Consider the following 14183-nt stretch of genomic DNA (forward strand, 5'->3'; position numbering starts at 1 on the left):
CTAATTAGTAGTCAAAATCTTTAGGTAGAGCGTACTCTTTTTTGAGTTCTTTCATGCTCTCTCTGTACTTCTTACTATCTCCCTTTTGAGGCTTATAAGCTCTTATCTTGATAACCTCAGAGAATTTTGTATCACTAGGTAAGCCATTTAATAGAGCATTAAATTTTTTCCAGTGCAAACTATTCTGAGAGTCAATAAGATCAATGCCGTATGCTTGCATGAATGATGAGTAAATGTACTCAGCGTCATATTTCAAGCTAAATAATCTGGCACTGGTCTCTGATTGACTCCTAGAGCGTATCTTGCTCTTAATCGGATTGCCTGCTAGGTCTAATACTGGTGCCGTATCTCTAGCTGGAATAAGTCTGATGTGCTCCTCAAATACCATCTTAAAGATACCAGTGGCCTCCTCAGGTGTTAGAGCCTGAGTAAAATCAACATCAGTAAAAATCTGTAAAGCAAGATAGGGCTTGTAAATTTCATCAATTTCATCATCATTGATAAGCTCAATGACTTTCAAGACCTTGTTAAAAGAGATTTTCATAGGGTACACATCATCACCAAGGACTAACTCATCAGTCAATTTCCTTGATAAATCTAGCATGTTAGTCTCCTAAATATTTCTTGAGAGCGTCTGTGTTGTTACGTTTCTCCCATTCTGAGATGACACCATTGATAGTCTCAAGTAAGTAGGCCATTGTGTCTACAGTAGACCCATTTGAGAAATCGTAGACCTTTTGATAAGCCTCAGCGTCAAATAATTCTGTCCATGAGTTCTTAACCATGTCTTGTAAAGCCTCAAATGCTTTGTTATCTTCTGCATTGGCTACTTTTTCGCCCTCAGTTTTGAGGATTTTGCCAAGTTTTTCCATCTTGTGGATATTTTGGTCATTTCCGATAAATTCAAGAGTGAACTCTCCAAACTCTACAGGGATGACATTATCACGCTTTTTAATTACTACCATTATTTCTTTCTCCTACTAATTTTTTAATCAAAAATAAAAAGGGGAGCATTACCACTCCCCCTAAATACATTATCCGACTACAGCGGACTCCTTAGGTGCTGAGTTCCAGCTAATAGTACACTCAAAGCTTTCAAACTCAGACGCCTCACCGCCTCCAATTTTAATGCCAGAGGCTGTAGCTACGCCCACATATTGTTTTTTGCCATCAGCGTCAACAACTTTAAACCACAATTTACGCCCATCACCGACTTTAAAACGCATGCCAGCAATGATAGCCTGCGCCTCATCCTCTTTGATGTAGTCCCCCTCAAATGAGAAACCGTATTTTACAGATTTCACTACTGTTTCAGGTGTTCCATCACCATTGTAGTAAGCTGTGTCATCTGTCTCCTCGTCATTCTCAACCTCAGCGGTTGTCACTCCATCTGCAAGCCATTTCCAAGCGTCACCTGTTGGCTCTGTTGCTGCATTTTCTGCTGACCAAGGCGCCACATAGTGTTTACGCTTGGCGTTTTTTGATTTTGGCATTTAATTTCCTCCATTTACTTCAATTTCTGCCGTTACATCTAACATGTAAATATAAAAGCCTTGATCATCACGGTCATTAAGGAATGGCTGTGAGACTTCAAGGCCTCTGAATTGATATGAGTTATTTTTGCTAGGTAGCTCTAATTCAAAATTAGCAAGTGCATGATTGATAGTCCACAAAATAGAGCTTGTTCTTTGATGATCAAGTGTCTTGATAGCCACCTCAAAAACAAGGCTAATGTCTTGCTTTCCGTCCATGTACTCTTTTAAAATTTTGCCACCTGGCAAAGGATATAGGACTAAATCCTCTTTCTCTGATAAGTAGTCAAGTCTACAAGTAAGAGAGAGGTTTAGTGTGTTGATAAAGTCTCTGAGGACTTCGGAAAAATCATTGTTATTCATGCTTTTACTCCCATTGCTTTTATTCCTACTCTCTCCCAGTCTTTAAGGTGGAGCGCTGTAGCTTTCAAGTCCCAGCGCTTTCCAGTTCCTGGTGTAGTGTATTTTTTGAAATAAAAAACCCTAGCCTTGTTGTAGCTAGAGCCGTAAAATTGGGCTCTGGCATAAGGCCCAGGGTACCTGACCCCATCTTTAGTAGCTTGGCCACTTCCACTGAGGTCACCACTTTTTCTAGGAACAAAAGGGCTCATGTCTGTTAGCATTTGGTTAGCTATGGCCAGTTTCCCTTTTGCTAAGGCTGTTGGAGATACCTTATTTTCAATCCCTTTGAGGTCAATTTTGACAGATACGCTAGTTCCCATTAAATGCACTCAACCTCATAACAAAATATTTTCTGTTTATGTGGATAGCTAATAGGTAATATAGCAGTAATTCTATATTCACGCTCACCATCATTGATGATGGCATTTTTAAAGGTATCATCTAAGGTAATAGGACAATGTTTAGGGTACACAAATAAGGTACTAGGTTTGGACTCTTTACGGCTGTTTTTGGTGCCTTGCACTTGATACTGTCTATCAAATCTGACATGTTTAAGGGTCACTGGGCTCTCTAATATTACTTTTCCCCATCCGTCTTTTTCACCTGTATCTTTTTTGATTGTTACAGTATCAATTAATAAACGCTTATCAATCTCTATCATATCCTACCCCTCTATACCCAAAACCAGCTGATTTCAGGATGTTTAGGGCGTCAAGTGATAGATTATACCTAGAGCTTTCAAAGGATTGTTTTGAGCCTCCCTGATAGCTTATATGAGTCCTACCTAATATCACTGTTGAGGCTGACTGTCTGTCATCAGCTGTAGTAATACCACTAGCGTCTAAATATGCCACTTGGTAAGCTGTAGCAAGTTTGACAGCTTTCTTTCTAAACTTGATTTCAGTTTCAAAATCAACAAAATCATAAAGATTATTAAGAAAGAGATTGATAGCCACCTCTGCCCTTGTCAATAATTTTTCAAAGTCATCTACTTCATCAAAACCTAACTCATTAAACTCATCTTGTGTCAAATAAGCTATAGTAATCACCTCCGATAAAAAAAAGAGGTGGTATTACTTACCTGCCTCTTTAGTTTCTTCTTTTTCGTCAACTGGTTCAAAGAATGGGCTCAACTCAGGATGTGACTGCTTGCCTTGAGCATTTAAGCTCTCAGCTACTTTGACATCAATGTCATACACTACATCCTTGTCATAGCTTTGCTCTTTGCCGTTGACATTAAAAACAACATTACTTGTTGCTTTAAACTGAGCCATTTGGTTTATTCCTCCACTTTATAGCCATTGTTTTCAAAGGCTGATACCATGATAGGATCAGACAGGGTAAATGATACCCCATCCTTAGTCAAAGTGACATCAGCTTTAACCTCTACTACTTCCTCTACTGTGTTATCATTAGCCATTGATTACCTCCTTAGGCTGTTTTGTGGACATAGATAGCCTTTTTCTTAGCGTCCAATACGAAAGCGTCATAACGGATACGACCCTCAACTAATTTACCGTTGATACCTGGTGGGTTGTCATGGATCTTGTAATCTTCCAATTTAACAGGTGATGTAGTAGCTGCTGGATGAGCGATAATAAACTCAACACCTGTAGGCATATATGTTGATGGTGTCAATACTACTGGCATACCGTCAATCATACCCACTTGACCCTTGATAGTGATTTCTTGTCCAAGGTCTGAGTTTTTGATGAATGTGTCATCAAGTTTAATCAACTTGTAGAATTTAGGAGATACATGCAAGATACGACCAGCCACAGGGACTAGAGCGTCTGACAATTTAGATTGTCCCTCAAGTACAAGCTCATAAGCGTTAGTTTTATTGACTGCGCCTGTTGCAATATGTCCAGTATCAGCACCTGAGGCCATTGCTGATAGACGGTACTTATCAACCTCAGGGATGACTACCTCTGAAATTTGACGAGCTAGAGCCTTGCCCTCTGCCATGGCTCCATTTGTTCCTTGTAAAGATTTCTTGTCAATCGTGAATGTGAAAGAACGGTCTTTAGAAAGTGTCATAGTTTGGACTGAATTTCCAAGCTCGTCAGCTGTACCGTAACGATTTTGACCAGTAGTCTGGTAGTCATTCATTGCTGATGTAGCGACTGTGTAGACCTTGACTGTCTCAGCGTCAATAAAGTCAAAATCTTGGTTGATAGTGCTAGTAGTAAGAGCCTCTCTTGTAAAGCGCTCATCTACTTTATGACTGAATTTTTCTGCGTAATTTACTGCCATTTATATTTTTCCTCTTTTCTTTTTTGGTATTATACGCTATCAAAGCCAGCAAAAAGGGCTTTGTCCTCTGCACTTAGGCCATCATCTGCATTACTTGCTGATGGATTACCTGGGACAGAGATATTAGGGTTAGGTTGCTCTTGCACTGTTTGGAAAAGGTAAGGGCTTGACTCTCTGAGTGAGTTGATCGTGTCCTCAAGCTGAGGTTTGCCATCTTCTCCTAGCTCAATACTGTCTAGGTCAATGAATTTCATCAAATCATCAGAGTTGTATGCACCTACATCTTTCAAAGCAAGAGCAATAGCATTGGTTTTGGTTACCTGAGCAAGGTTTGCCTCACTATCCAGCTTATACTGCTCAAATTGTGCCTTGAGTTGTTCAAGCTGTTGCTTGCTTTCCTCACTAGCACCCTCTTTGGCTTGTAAGTCTTGGATAGCTTGAGTCTGTTGCTCAAGTTGTTGCTTTAATGTATCATTTTCAGCTTGTAACTCAGATTTGGCCTGTGATTTTGCATTCTCAATACCTGCACCGTACGCTTGCATGATATTGTCAATCACTGACTTATCCTCAATACCTGCCTCAACTAACATTTCACGTTTAAGACTCATGTCTTAATCCTCCTTTTTACGTCACATGGACAAATTAAGACAGTTTTACGCCATGCTCCAGGGCAAAATAAAAGAGCGTCCTTAGACACTCTTATTTTTTATTTCATGTTTTACATGACAAAATCAAATCATTCCCTTTAACTTCTCATGATATTTTTCAAGCCACTCACGGTTGTCAGATAGCTCATAACTTTTTAATTCTTCTAACTTTATGAGTATATCGTCATTTAGCAGGTCAAATAATTGTTCATTTTCAACCTCTAGTAAATCGCCATTGATTGATGATAACCACTCGCCAAAATCAAAAGAGAAATCCCAAACGCTGACTTTCTCATCAAGGACTTGCTCAAACATTTTTAAAACTTCTTCGCTTTTATTCAATTTTAGTAAATCCTTTCTTAATCTTATTTTGTGGAAATACAGTAACAACTACACCAGTGGTAGGCTCTGTAAAAATAGAAATCCTATTATAATGTCTGACATGTCGTCCATCTCTATCAGAAATATAATTTACTGGTTGACTCATCATGTTAAGGATAGTTTGGTAGTTGTATTTTATTGTTCCATTTTTGCGTTGTAATCTCTCAATATATCTAGCGATACCATGGTCACCAAATAAAATACCATCTTTTTTGAAATTCCAATAAGCCTCTTTTGCTTGTTCTTTTTGTCTGTCGTTAAGTCGTTCTACTATATCACCGTTAAGGTAAGAGATGACACGATTATCATGCCTAAGTTGCCATTTTTGGTCACGGTCTAAGGCTTTGAAATCACTATAAGACTTAGGTGCTTTGTTTCCTAAATTTTGTAGTATTTCAGAATACTCCTTTTTAGAGCGTTTGTCAATCGTTTTGTATAGTTTTTTTACAGCGTCATCATCATAGTAGTATTTCTCTCTAGCATAATCTCTGTGTAGGTAAGGGTGTTGACTCAAAAAGCCTCTCATAGCTCCCTGTTTCATTCTCACCTTACTCTTATATTTAGATATTAGCTCACTGTCTCCTAGCTTTTCTGCAACATGCAAAAGCTCCTTAGACTTCCTGATAGATCTTTCTAGGGCTCTCTGTTTAGCCTGTACGTTTGCATTTGCTATAGCCTCCTCAGGTGTTAGGTCTTTCAAATGATCAGGCAAATCAGGCTTGTAGTTGACCCCTGGGATGTATGGTGTCATCTCATGAGTGCAATTTATACCTTGACATCCGGCAGGATGACCGTAGCCATAATCAGCTAAAGCTAAGACACGCTCTCCAGCCTCAGTTCTAGCAACTCCAGTAGTTACTATCTGATGTTGTAGAGGAGCACACATCTCTCTTGCTGTGGCTTTTTTGTGGTAGTAAAAGGTATCTATACCTAATTCCTCAGCTGGAGCCATTCTGACCTCACGGTAGACCCTCCAAGCTGTTGACTTGATGACCTGTCTAGCATAAGTGTCAGCTTTCCAGCGCTTGCCTTGGCTATCAGTAAAGCCGTAAAATCCCTTTTCAGCCCATTTCATGACTGTATCAGAGATAGCTTTGTCTGATGTAGTAAGCCCTGTGACCACTTTGGCTACACTCTCCTCAATGATAGACTGATAGACCTTTCTGACACTCATTGGCAAAGTGGTATTGATGAGGTTATCTATGTCTCCCATGGTCTGATTGACATAAGCAGCTAGATTGGTCTGTATGAGTGAGTTATCGGTAAATTGTCCACCCATAGACTCAAGTAACTGCTCTTTAGTGTCTTTATATACTTTGTATCCCTCATTTTGGATGACATACCTGAGCTGTTCCTCAGCAATTCCTGAGCGCTCTGAGATAAGGCTGACATTATCATCATTAAGCAAGCCCATCTCATTCATTTTCTCAAGTTGCCAGATATAAGGGTTATCATTAAGACTAGCAGAGCCACGCTCTTTGATACGGTCTATTACTTGGTCAAAAAGGTCAAGAGTTAGCTGATGGTAAATGTCAGCTACTCTACTAGCGTCAAGCATTAATTGCTGATCATTTAGCTTGATTGGTTTCTTTTTGACATCAGCCATTTAATCACTCTCCATAAATTGAGACATCCTCAGGGCTACGCTCATCATTTACATCATCAATGACATTGCCATCAATCTCAGCCTTAATCTTTTTGGCTTTTTCAGGTGTCACGTTTAGGACTTTCTCAATAGCCATTGTGTCAGTACCAAAACCAGCATTTACTACTTTTATCCAGTAGTCCAGTTCAGCATTTCTGTCAGTAAAGACACCATCATCAAGATTGACGCTGATTTTGTCCATCTCAGGGATTTCACCTGAGTATAGTTTATAAGCCTTGGCAAGTTCTAGCATTGAGATGATGAGTTCTTTTAGAGACTGCTCTACTAGGCTGACAATACTATTTCTCATTTGGTATGTGTCAGAGTTCTCAGAGACAATCTCTGTAGCTGTTTTCATTGACTTACCGTCAAAGCTAAACATACCAGCGGATACACCAATCTGCATTTCAAAGAGTGCCAAGCCCTCGTTAATAGCCTTGATGTAGTCATCTGATCGGATTGGTGTAGTAAGGTCTGTGATACCTATGCCCTTATCAATGTCACCAGAGTCAAATTGCTCATAGACATTGTGGCCTGCCTCAAATTCACGCTTGACTATGACATTATCACCATCTTGATTGTATTCTGCTTTAATCATTTGGCTAGGCACGGCCACCCTACGCTGACCCATCTTGACCTCCCACATAAACTCATCATAAGTTGTATTAAGAAAGTCTATTGTAGTCTTAGCATTGTCAAAGATAGACAAACCTAGTGGACTGTTAATATCTTTGTTATTCATGCCTGGAGGTTTTAGATAAGTGAATAGTGGACGACTCAATCTATTTAACTCCACAACTTCCTCTAAATCCTCATAAATTTCTGACAGTGGCACTCTTGAGCCTACTGCATGCTTATTATCAGACCTGTATAGCTCGTTTGATACTGTGTATTTATCATTTGACCACTCATGAAATTCAATCAGTGTGTAATATCTCTGCTTGTTGCCATCAGCTTTGATGGTCTTGGTCACGATTGCAGCACTAGACACATCCTGAGTGTTAGATTGCAATGGCAAAAAGACAGGCGCTTGAATAAATGACACCCTTACACGGTCATCATCAATATAAGGCCTCATAGCAAGACCACCAAGGGCTAAACAACTCTCAAGGTATCGCTCAAAGTTCTTTGTAAATCGGTCATCTTGTAGCTGTTGCTGGATAAACTTATTAGCTTGCTCGTTATCTACTTTAATTTCAGCCTGTTCATTAAATACAAGGCTTGCAATTTTCTTAGCAGCTGTACGGCCAATAGGTAGGTGGTTGAAATCTCTTTTATTTTTAGCCCCATTACTATCTCTGTACTCTACTTGAGGATAATGGCCTGAAAAATACTTAATATTCTCTCTAATACGGTCATACTCTGCTGATGATACTGCTATTTTTGGATGATCAGTGATGTAAGTTAGGTTTTGAGTAGTCATCACATATTTACTCCTTTTAAAAATATCTTTAATTGTTTGGACTATTCCCATTACTAGCTCCTTTTAGGCTTTTAGATTTAACTCTCTAGCGTTATCTAGGACAAAATACTTGAAACCATCTACCGTGTGGTCATCTTCCTTGATGACTTTAGGGTCATCTGTGTTGATGGTCTTGTCATCATATCGGTACATCTTATGCTCCTCAATGAATACCCTGTTATTTTGGGTATCAAGGTAATAAAAACGCCCCTCAGCTAGTAAGCTAATGACCATGTCTATCATAGTCTGATTTTTCTTCTTAGCAACTGGGTGCCAGCGTTCTCCATAATCTCTGAAATATTGGTTTCTCAAAGCTCCCTCTGCACTATCAATGGTCATCTTGAGTTTAGGTACTCTGTACTGTTTCATGACCTTATCTATAAAATCATGTACCATCACAGATAGCTCACTAGGGGCTTTCTTGATGGTTTTTCCAGCTGGTGAGTAGTAGAAAGTATCAAGCAATATGACCTTACCTTTTGCTGTGAGTCCATAAGCTCCACAGGTGGTTGCTGATTGCTGGTGTCCAGTATCCATAGCAAATGATATGCCTATTAGCTTATCATCAGTAGGGAGGCTCTCTAGTGGTTTAAAATAGCTCATGTTATAGACATGATTACCTAAACCGATAACCTCACCCAAATACATCCATCTGTAATAGTCAGGGTCAGTTTCTTTATAGCGCTCTATCTTCTCAATCATCTGCCTAGACAAAAAGCCTAGTCTATCATCAAGGTAGGTGCTATGATGGATCATGTAAGTAGGGTCACTAGCTTTCTCAGCTACCCACTCATTTATCCAGTCATAGGGATTGCGTGGAGGGTTGTAAGTGAAATAGACTTTAACCTCTTTACCGTTTGGCAATTCTTGACGGATGAAAGTATCCTCAACTATGTCAATATCCTCACGGCCAGCAAACTCAGCAAGCTCCTCAAACCATACAGCCATGACATAGCCTTTAGCTATTTTTTGTGACTTGAGTTTCATAGGGTCATCAACCCCATAGAAATAAAAAGCCGTTCCTGTCTTGATATGAGTTATCTGTAAGGGAGATTTCCCAAACTTAAACTGATTAGCTAAGCCCATCTCATAGATAGCCCATCTAATCTGCTCATATACTGACATTCTCAAGTACTTGCCTACTTTGCGTAAGACTACCACATTACCCATGGGGTCATTGATAAAGTCATTCACAAGGTCAATAGAGACCACTGATGACTTAGTAGAGGCACGGCCACCCTTTAGCACTACATGGCTCTTGGGTGTAAAGAGGACTTCATCAAATACTGGGTTAATCAATTTGGCTAGGTTCAGTGTTACCATTGTACTCACTCCTATCAAATGTAAATCCAGTTATGACTGTATCATCCTCATCATTAGAGCCTAACTGTGCCTTGAGGTTTTCGATTTCAAGCCTTAGTTTCTTATCAGCTAACTCTAAATCTCTGAAAGCCATATTGTTCATTCCATCTAAAGCTGACAAGAATGCTGTTGAATTAGCTTGTCTCACTCCCTCAATCTCAATACTTGCTCTAGCTTTGTTTTTTAGCCATTCATACTCATTGAAAGCCTGCTCTCTAGACCATAGAGCCATGTTTGAGAATTGTTTCAATAATTCTCTGTACCTTGACAAAACCTTTACATTTTGGAGCAAGACGGCTGCTTTGCTATCAACACTGCTATCTAGCCATTTTTTTGATGATGGATAGGCTTGTCTATATGCTTGTCTTTGAGATAGTCCAGTGATTATCCCTTGTACAAACAGCTCCTGTTTTGGGGTTAATTTATCCACTCACCAGACTACCTCCTCTCTGGTAAAATAAAAAAGCCACTCAATGAGTGACTTAATGCAAGCAGACTACAGACTTGCAAACTGATAGATACTACATTTGTTTTTTTATTTTTTGTAGTCATTTAAGATAGCGCCTGGAATTGAACCAGAGGCAAACCGTAGGAGCAACATTTTAGAGGTTTACCGTAACCTTTACCACTACCATAAAGAGGCCGTAGCCTCAAAAACATAAGGAGATAATATCAAACCTTTTCAGCATTTGACACTATCATTTTATCAGATTTTAAAAACCGTGCTAACAATTTTTAGCCTTATTAGTCCGATTTAGTCCGATTTAGTAAATCATTTAACTCACTAATAGCTAAACCTCTCCAGGTATAAAATGTAGTTCTACTGATCTCCATCTTGTCACAAATGTCATCTACATACATCTTATTTATGTATGTCATCCGTAATACTGTCCTATACTTTGGATTTGATAGCTTATTGATCAGCCTGCTTAGCTCTAGCTTTCTATCTATGATTTCTTTGATGTCACGCTCTATCTCTTGTTTCATAGTAATTAACTGAGCATACACATCATCAATTTTTCTAACTTGGCCACTTTGGACTTTTACATCAGTCCATTTAGGGCTTGAGAGTAGCCCAGCCTCAAGCTCATTGATTTCATCTATACGGCTTTGGATGTCCATGTCCAAGCTCTGTAACTCTGTCAAGAGTTCTTTAGCTTTGCTCACTCTCTATCTCCTCTAGCTATTCTTATTTAATAGTTCCAAAGTCTCCTCATATTTCAGATTGACCTTTATATTTTGTTCTTCATGACTAAGTCCAAAATTTCTTGGAAGTCTGAAATAAATGATAGTTGAATTATCATGATTTTTGATAACTGAAAAAATGTGTTTGAGCCATTCTTTTCTAATCGCTATATTAGGAAAGACTACAAGCTCTGGCTTTCCCTCTTTAGTTGGTTTCTTTGTTTTTGCAGTTCCTAAATACGGATATTTTCTAGGTCTCATTTTCCTGCCTCCTCTGCCATACACTGCAACCATACAAGACTCTCATATAAATCCCTTGCATGGCTCTTGATATTTCCTAGCTCATAGCTGTCTAGCTTATCTGAGTTGTTTATAATATCAATTTTTAAATTATTGATAGCTAAAATAAAATCTTTTTTCAGTTGGTTCATTCTTCCGCCTCCTGAACTATATCCAGTACATTCAAAAGTTTATCTACTGATTTTTGAGTGATGGAGATATGATGTTCTCCAACATTGTAAGGAGTCCGCAAGAATAAGACATTAGCACCTAAAACAATACGACTAATATCTTCTATGTTGATGAGTTCATATTCAATATTCCCTCTATAACAAGATTGAATTTCAACAAATTTTGCCATCACTCCACCTCCTCAACTTCAATCCCCTCGCAATTGAATACCCAGCCAAAACCAACTTGTTCTAGTTCTTTTCGGGTAAATTTACTTCTTAATCTGCTTTGTAAAAATCCTAAGAAATTCTCATCTTTAATACTTACTAGATACTGATCTACTGCTTTTAACTTTACCAAATACCTTTTTTCTTTATTGACTTCGTATCCGTCAAGTATGGCTTTTATCAATCTTTTTCTGTTTTTAGGTAGTCTAGCTTCTCTCGTCAAATGTTTTAATTCTGTGCCGTCTCTATCCGTTAACTCATAACCCCAGCCAGTTCTTGAAACATGATATAAAGCTGTTGCAACATCACCTTCATAATTTAAATTAAACGTTTCAAGAAATTTTGCCTCTTCCTCAGACACTTTGACTTTTTCGGGTTCGTCTAGTTCAGAAATAAGTTTTATTACCATATCTTTTTCGACATATTTAGTTTTATTCCCGAAAATATTTTTTAAACATTTTATCCGTTCAATCAATTCTTGTTTATTCATTACTCTACCTCCTTACTCCTCTCCTATCAAGACATTTAGTGGGACACCAAAGAAACTAGCAACATCCTGTACTTTGTATAAATTAGGATTTTTTATCTTACGTTCCCAACATGAGATACTTGACGCTGAATAACCTAATTTATAGGCAAACTCACTAATTGTCAAACCTATTTCTAATCGTTTTTGTCTCAGCATAAAAGCAAATCGCTCACGTTGTTTTTCTGTCAATCGTTTTTTATAGTCCATCTACATCACCTCTCAAATCTTGCTCTTTGACATAAGAACCATTGACCATTTTACCTTTTCGGTTCTTAATTTCATCCCATGCCATTTGAAAGCAATTAGAGATAGACCAGCCTTTTTGTTGACAATAGATAGTCAATACTACCAAAATATCTCCAACTGCGTCCATACCCTCGTTCTCACGATTTTTAAGATGTGCCTGGGCTAATTCTCCAGCCTCCTCGAATAATTTTAATGCTTGAGCTGTGCTATTGTCTGAGTTATCTAACCCTCTTTCTTTCGCCCAGTTCTCAACTCTATTTACTAATAACTCCATATTAGTTGCCATTTTTTGCTCCTTTATTTCAAGTATGTAGGCATGTCATCACCTACTCTGATTTTCTCAATTGGCCTCCTACGCCTCTACTACTGGAAAGTGGATTTTACCAATAACTAGCGACCCTACACTGTAGTAATAGCCACCATTGCCATCATCAGCCTCACATTCTGCCAAAGCTATTGGATTTTGATTGTGGTAAATAGTGACCGTATTCTCACAAGTGGTTCCGTCCCCATTGTCAAATTTTGTGGGTTCTCCGATTTTTACATCAGTAATGACTGCGTCTAGTGTGACATTCTTGAACTCTCCACCTGCTGAGGCACAGCAATCACTTTCTGACATTTCAATAGTGACCTTTGTCCCGTCCTCAAGTTCCAGGTGGTCTTTGTCCCACTTCACAATACGCTTATAGAGTAACAACTCTTTCAGTTCTTCTAGTGAACCATAACGCTCATCTTTGCTGTCCCACATGGAGCACCATTCTGGTATTTCAATAGTTTTGGTCATCTTAATTACCTCTTTTCTTCAAATAGTCAGGGATTTCGTCACCTACTGCCATGCTCTCATATTGTTCCTTTGTCACTAAAAACTTTCCATAAGAGGGCACTGTGACAGTATAGCGCCCCTCTATGATTTCTTTATCACTGATTTTCCCATGTATTCCTGAGCCAGCATTATCAACTTTATAAATAATTATAGGTTGTTTGTTAGTTTCAGGTTGTTTCTTGAGTGGTTCTATGTTACCTAAAATAAGCCCAGCCAAGAAAAATACAATACATATAATGGGGTGGTCTATATTATCTATTAGCCATTCCATCTCATTTCCTCAATTTCTATCTCTATCCTAGGATTTAAGCTGTAAAATTTGCCTACATCATGCAAAGCTATCTGACCATCATCTTTAAAGACAATCCCTGACATGCTGTCATAAAGAGCTTTCTCATAGTTATCTATGTCAGGCTTTTTGTCTACAGGGATGATCTCATCTAGTAGCGCCTGATGATATTTTTTGACCTTAGAGAGGTACTGAGGAGGCTTGATATAAAATCTAAGCCGTGCCCTCAAAGCTCCCTCAAGCATTGGCTGACCCATGTACTGATTAGCAATGAGTAACTGGCAACTATTGCGCCATGCTTTCATGCCCTTATCTTCATAAGTCGTAGTAAAATTCCCACGTCTTGCAAATCTGGGGCGTGACTGTGGCTTTGGTTCAATGTTCAGGACTAGTTCCATTCTAGAGCTCCTTTAAAACCTGCCATCTCAAAGAGGTTCTCTTTGTTCTCACGGACGAACTCAAAGAATTTCTTGATTTCTTGTAAGTCCTTGATGTTGTCTTTCAACCGTGTCAAGGAGGTATAAAAGACATCACTTTTTGGAATTGCCTTTATTTTGCACTTGTAGACTGGTTCAAAAAGATCACCATTCTCATCTAGTGTGGGTGCGGCGTCTTTGTTATCAAAGCTAATGCTCATATCATAATTTAGGGTCGTAACGACCTCTATTTTTTGTTTCTCAATGATGATAGCAATATTTTCTGTCACATTGATTTTACTTGTCATGTTCTTTCTCCTGTTAAGTTAGT

Annotated in this window: 27 protein-coding genes; all 27 read right to left on the bottom strand. The window is 38.7% G+C overall.

Translation table 11 applies throughout. From position 1 onward, the window contains the following. Nucleotides 1-4 precede the first annotated feature (4 nt). On the bottom strand, nucleotides 5-604 hold the full coding sequence (locus tag BQ2679_RS09580) for a Gp15 family bacteriophage protein (RefSeq protein WP_075567945.1): 600 nt from the start codon (nucleotides 602-604) through the stop codon (nucleotides 5-7). A gap of 1 nt (nucleotide 605) precedes the next feature. Then, nucleotides 606-965, bottom strand: a complete 360-nt coding sequence (locus BQ2679_RS09585) for a hypothetical protein (protein WP_075567946.1) — start codon at nucleotides 963-965, stop codon at nucleotides 606-608. A 69-nt stretch (nucleotides 966-1034) separates the two neighbouring features. Continuing rightward, a complete protein-coding gene (locus BQ2679_RS09590; protein WP_075567947.1) occupies nucleotides 1035-1493 on the bottom strand; it encodes a phage tail tube protein in 459 nt (152 codons plus the stop codon). Next, the gene (locus tag BQ2679_RS09595; protein WP_075567948.1) at nucleotides 1494-1895 is read right to left on the bottom strand and encodes a minor capsid protein; all 402 of its coding nucleotides are present in this window, start codon (nucleotides 1893-1895) and stop codon (nucleotides 1494-1496) included. Then, the gene (locus BQ2679_RS09600; protein ID WP_075567949.1) at nucleotides 1892-2254 is read right to left on the bottom strand and encodes a minor capsid protein; all 363 of its coding nucleotides are present in this window, start codon (nucleotides 2252-2254) and stop codon (nucleotides 1892-1894) included. Before BQ2679_RS09600 ends, BQ2679_RS09595 begins: the two co-directional genes overlap by 4 nt. Then, entirely contained in the window at nucleotides 2254-2595 is a 342-nt protein-coding gene (locus BQ2679_RS09605; RefSeq protein ID WP_075567950.1) for a putative minor capsid protein, read from the bottom strand. The genes BQ2679_RS09600 and BQ2679_RS09605 overlap by 1 nt, the downstream gene beginning before the upstream one ends. Further along, the gene (locus BQ2679_RS09610) at nucleotides 2582-2974 is read right to left on the bottom strand and encodes a hypothetical protein (RefSeq protein ID WP_075568088.1); all 393 of its coding nucleotides are present in this window, start codon (nucleotides 2972-2974) and stop codon (nucleotides 2582-2584) included. Before BQ2679_RS09610 ends, BQ2679_RS09605 begins: the two co-directional genes overlap by 14 nt. A 33-nt stretch (nucleotides 2975-3007) precedes the next feature. Beyond that, entirely contained in the window at nucleotides 3008-3208 is a 201-nt protein-coding gene (locus BQ2679_RS09615) for a hypothetical protein (protein WP_075567951.1), read from the bottom strand. Nucleotides 3209-3213: 5 nt separating this feature from the next. Then, nucleotides 3214-3354 (bottom strand): hypothetical protein, encoded by a 141-nt coding sequence (locus BQ2679_RS10910; protein ID WP_167350223.1) that lies wholly within the window; start codon nucleotides 3352-3354, stop codon nucleotides 3214-3216. An 11-nt stretch (nucleotides 3355-3365) separates the two neighbouring features. After that, nucleotides 3366-4190, bottom strand: a complete 825-nt coding sequence (locus BQ2679_RS09620; protein ID WP_075567952.1) for a major capsid protein — start codon at nucleotides 4188-4190, stop codon at nucleotides 3366-3368. A gap of 29 nt (nucleotides 4191-4219) precedes the next feature. Beyond that, nucleotides 4220-4798, bottom strand: coding sequence for a phage scaffolding protein (locus tag BQ2679_RS09625; protein WP_075567953.1), 579 nt, complete (start codon nucleotides 4796-4798; stop codon nucleotides 4220-4222). A 123-nt stretch (nucleotides 4799-4921) separates the two neighbouring features. After that, a complete protein-coding gene (locus BQ2679_RS09630) occupies nucleotides 4922-5179 on the bottom strand; it encodes a hypothetical protein (protein ID WP_075567954.1) in 258 nt (85 codons plus the stop codon). Continuing rightward, on the bottom strand, nucleotides 5172-6824 hold the full coding sequence (locus BQ2679_RS09635; protein WP_075567955.1) for a phage minor capsid protein: 1653 nt from the start codon (nucleotides 6822-6824) through the stop codon (nucleotides 5172-5174). The genes BQ2679_RS09630 and BQ2679_RS09635 overlap by 8 nt, the downstream gene beginning before the upstream one ends. Before the next feature lie 4 nt (nucleotides 6825-6828). After that, nucleotides 6829-8337: a phage portal protein gene (locus tag BQ2679_RS09640; protein WP_280136852.1), complete on the bottom strand. Its 1509-nt coding sequence runs from the start codon at nucleotides 8335-8337 to the stop codon at nucleotides 6829-6831. 12 nt (nucleotides 8338-8349) lie between these two features. Next, on the bottom strand, nucleotides 8350-9648 hold the full coding sequence (locus BQ2679_RS09645; RefSeq protein ID WP_075567956.1) for a PBSX family phage terminase large subunit: 1299 nt from the start codon (nucleotides 9646-9648) through the stop codon (nucleotides 8350-8352). Beyond that, nucleotides 9617-10117 (bottom strand): terminase small subunit, encoded by a 501-nt coding sequence (locus BQ2679_RS09650; protein WP_075567957.1) that lies wholly within the window; start codon nucleotides 10115-10117, stop codon nucleotides 9617-9619. The genes BQ2679_RS09645 and BQ2679_RS09650 overlap by 32 nt, the downstream gene beginning before the upstream one ends. A 314-nt stretch (nucleotides 10118-10431) precedes the next feature. Beyond that, nucleotides 10432-10854, bottom strand: coding sequence for a DUF1492 domain-containing protein (locus BQ2679_RS09655; protein WP_075567958.1), 423 nt, complete (start codon nucleotides 10852-10854; stop codon nucleotides 10432-10434). Between the two features lie 12 nt (nucleotides 10855-10866). Then, nucleotides 10867-11133 (bottom strand): hypothetical protein, encoded by a 267-nt coding sequence (locus BQ2679_RS09660; RefSeq protein ID WP_075567959.1) that lies wholly within the window; start codon nucleotides 11131-11133, stop codon nucleotides 10867-10869. Continuing rightward, nucleotides 11130-11303, bottom strand: a complete 174-nt coding sequence (locus tag BQ2679_RS09665) for a topoisomerase (RefSeq protein WP_075567960.1) — start codon at nucleotides 11301-11303, stop codon at nucleotides 11130-11132. The genes BQ2679_RS09660 and BQ2679_RS09665 overlap by 4 nt, the downstream gene beginning before the upstream one ends. Further along, a complete protein-coding gene (locus tag BQ2679_RS09670) occupies nucleotides 11300-11512 on the bottom strand; it encodes a hypothetical protein (protein WP_075567961.1) in 213 nt (70 codons plus the stop codon). Before BQ2679_RS09670 ends, BQ2679_RS09665 begins: the two co-directional genes overlap by 4 nt. After that, entirely contained in the window at nucleotides 11512-12039 is a 528-nt protein-coding gene (locus BQ2679_RS09675; protein WP_075567962.1) for a DUF1642 domain-containing protein, read from the bottom strand. The genes BQ2679_RS09670 and BQ2679_RS09675 overlap by 1 nt, the downstream gene beginning before the upstream one ends. 12 nt (nucleotides 12040-12051) lie before the next feature. Further along, complete coding sequence (locus BQ2679_RS09680; RefSeq protein WP_075567963.1) at nucleotides 12052-12285, bottom strand: helix-turn-helix domain-containing protein; 234 nt, start codon at nucleotides 12283-12285, stop codon at nucleotides 12052-12054. Continuing rightward, nucleotides 12275-12610: a MazG-like family protein gene (locus BQ2679_RS09685; protein WP_209444057.1), complete on the bottom strand. Its 336-nt coding sequence runs from the start codon at nucleotides 12608-12610 to the stop codon at nucleotides 12275-12277. Before BQ2679_RS09685 ends, BQ2679_RS09680 begins: the two co-directional genes overlap by 11 nt. 66 nt (nucleotides 12611-12676) lie before the next feature. Beyond that, a complete protein-coding gene (locus BQ2679_RS09690; protein ID WP_075567964.1) occupies nucleotides 12677-13108 on the bottom strand; it encodes a DUF7448 domain-containing protein in 432 nt (143 codons plus the stop codon). Between the two features lies 1 nt (nucleotide 13109). Beyond that, nucleotides 13110-13418, bottom strand: coding sequence for a DUF1372 family protein (locus BQ2679_RS09695; protein WP_075567965.1), 309 nt, complete (start codon nucleotides 13416-13418; stop codon nucleotides 13110-13112). After that, nucleotides 13406-13834: a RusA family crossover junction endodeoxyribonuclease gene (locus BQ2679_RS09700; RefSeq protein WP_075567966.1), complete on the bottom strand. Its 429-nt coding sequence runs from the start codon at nucleotides 13832-13834 to the stop codon at nucleotides 13406-13408. Before BQ2679_RS09700 ends, BQ2679_RS09695 begins: the two co-directional genes overlap by 13 nt. Then, entirely contained in the window at nucleotides 13825-14160 is a 336-nt protein-coding gene (locus tag BQ2679_RS09705) for a hypothetical protein (RefSeq protein WP_075567967.1), read from the bottom strand. Before BQ2679_RS09705 ends, BQ2679_RS09700 begins: the two co-directional genes overlap by 10 nt. Nucleotides 14161-14183: the final 23 nt, after the last annotated feature.

The sequence above is a fragment of the Streptococcus timonensis genome (genome assembly GCF_900095845.1).
GTDB classification, from domain to species: domain Bacteria; phylum Bacillota; class Bacilli; order Lactobacillales; family Streptococcaceae; genus Streptococcus; species Streptococcus timonensis.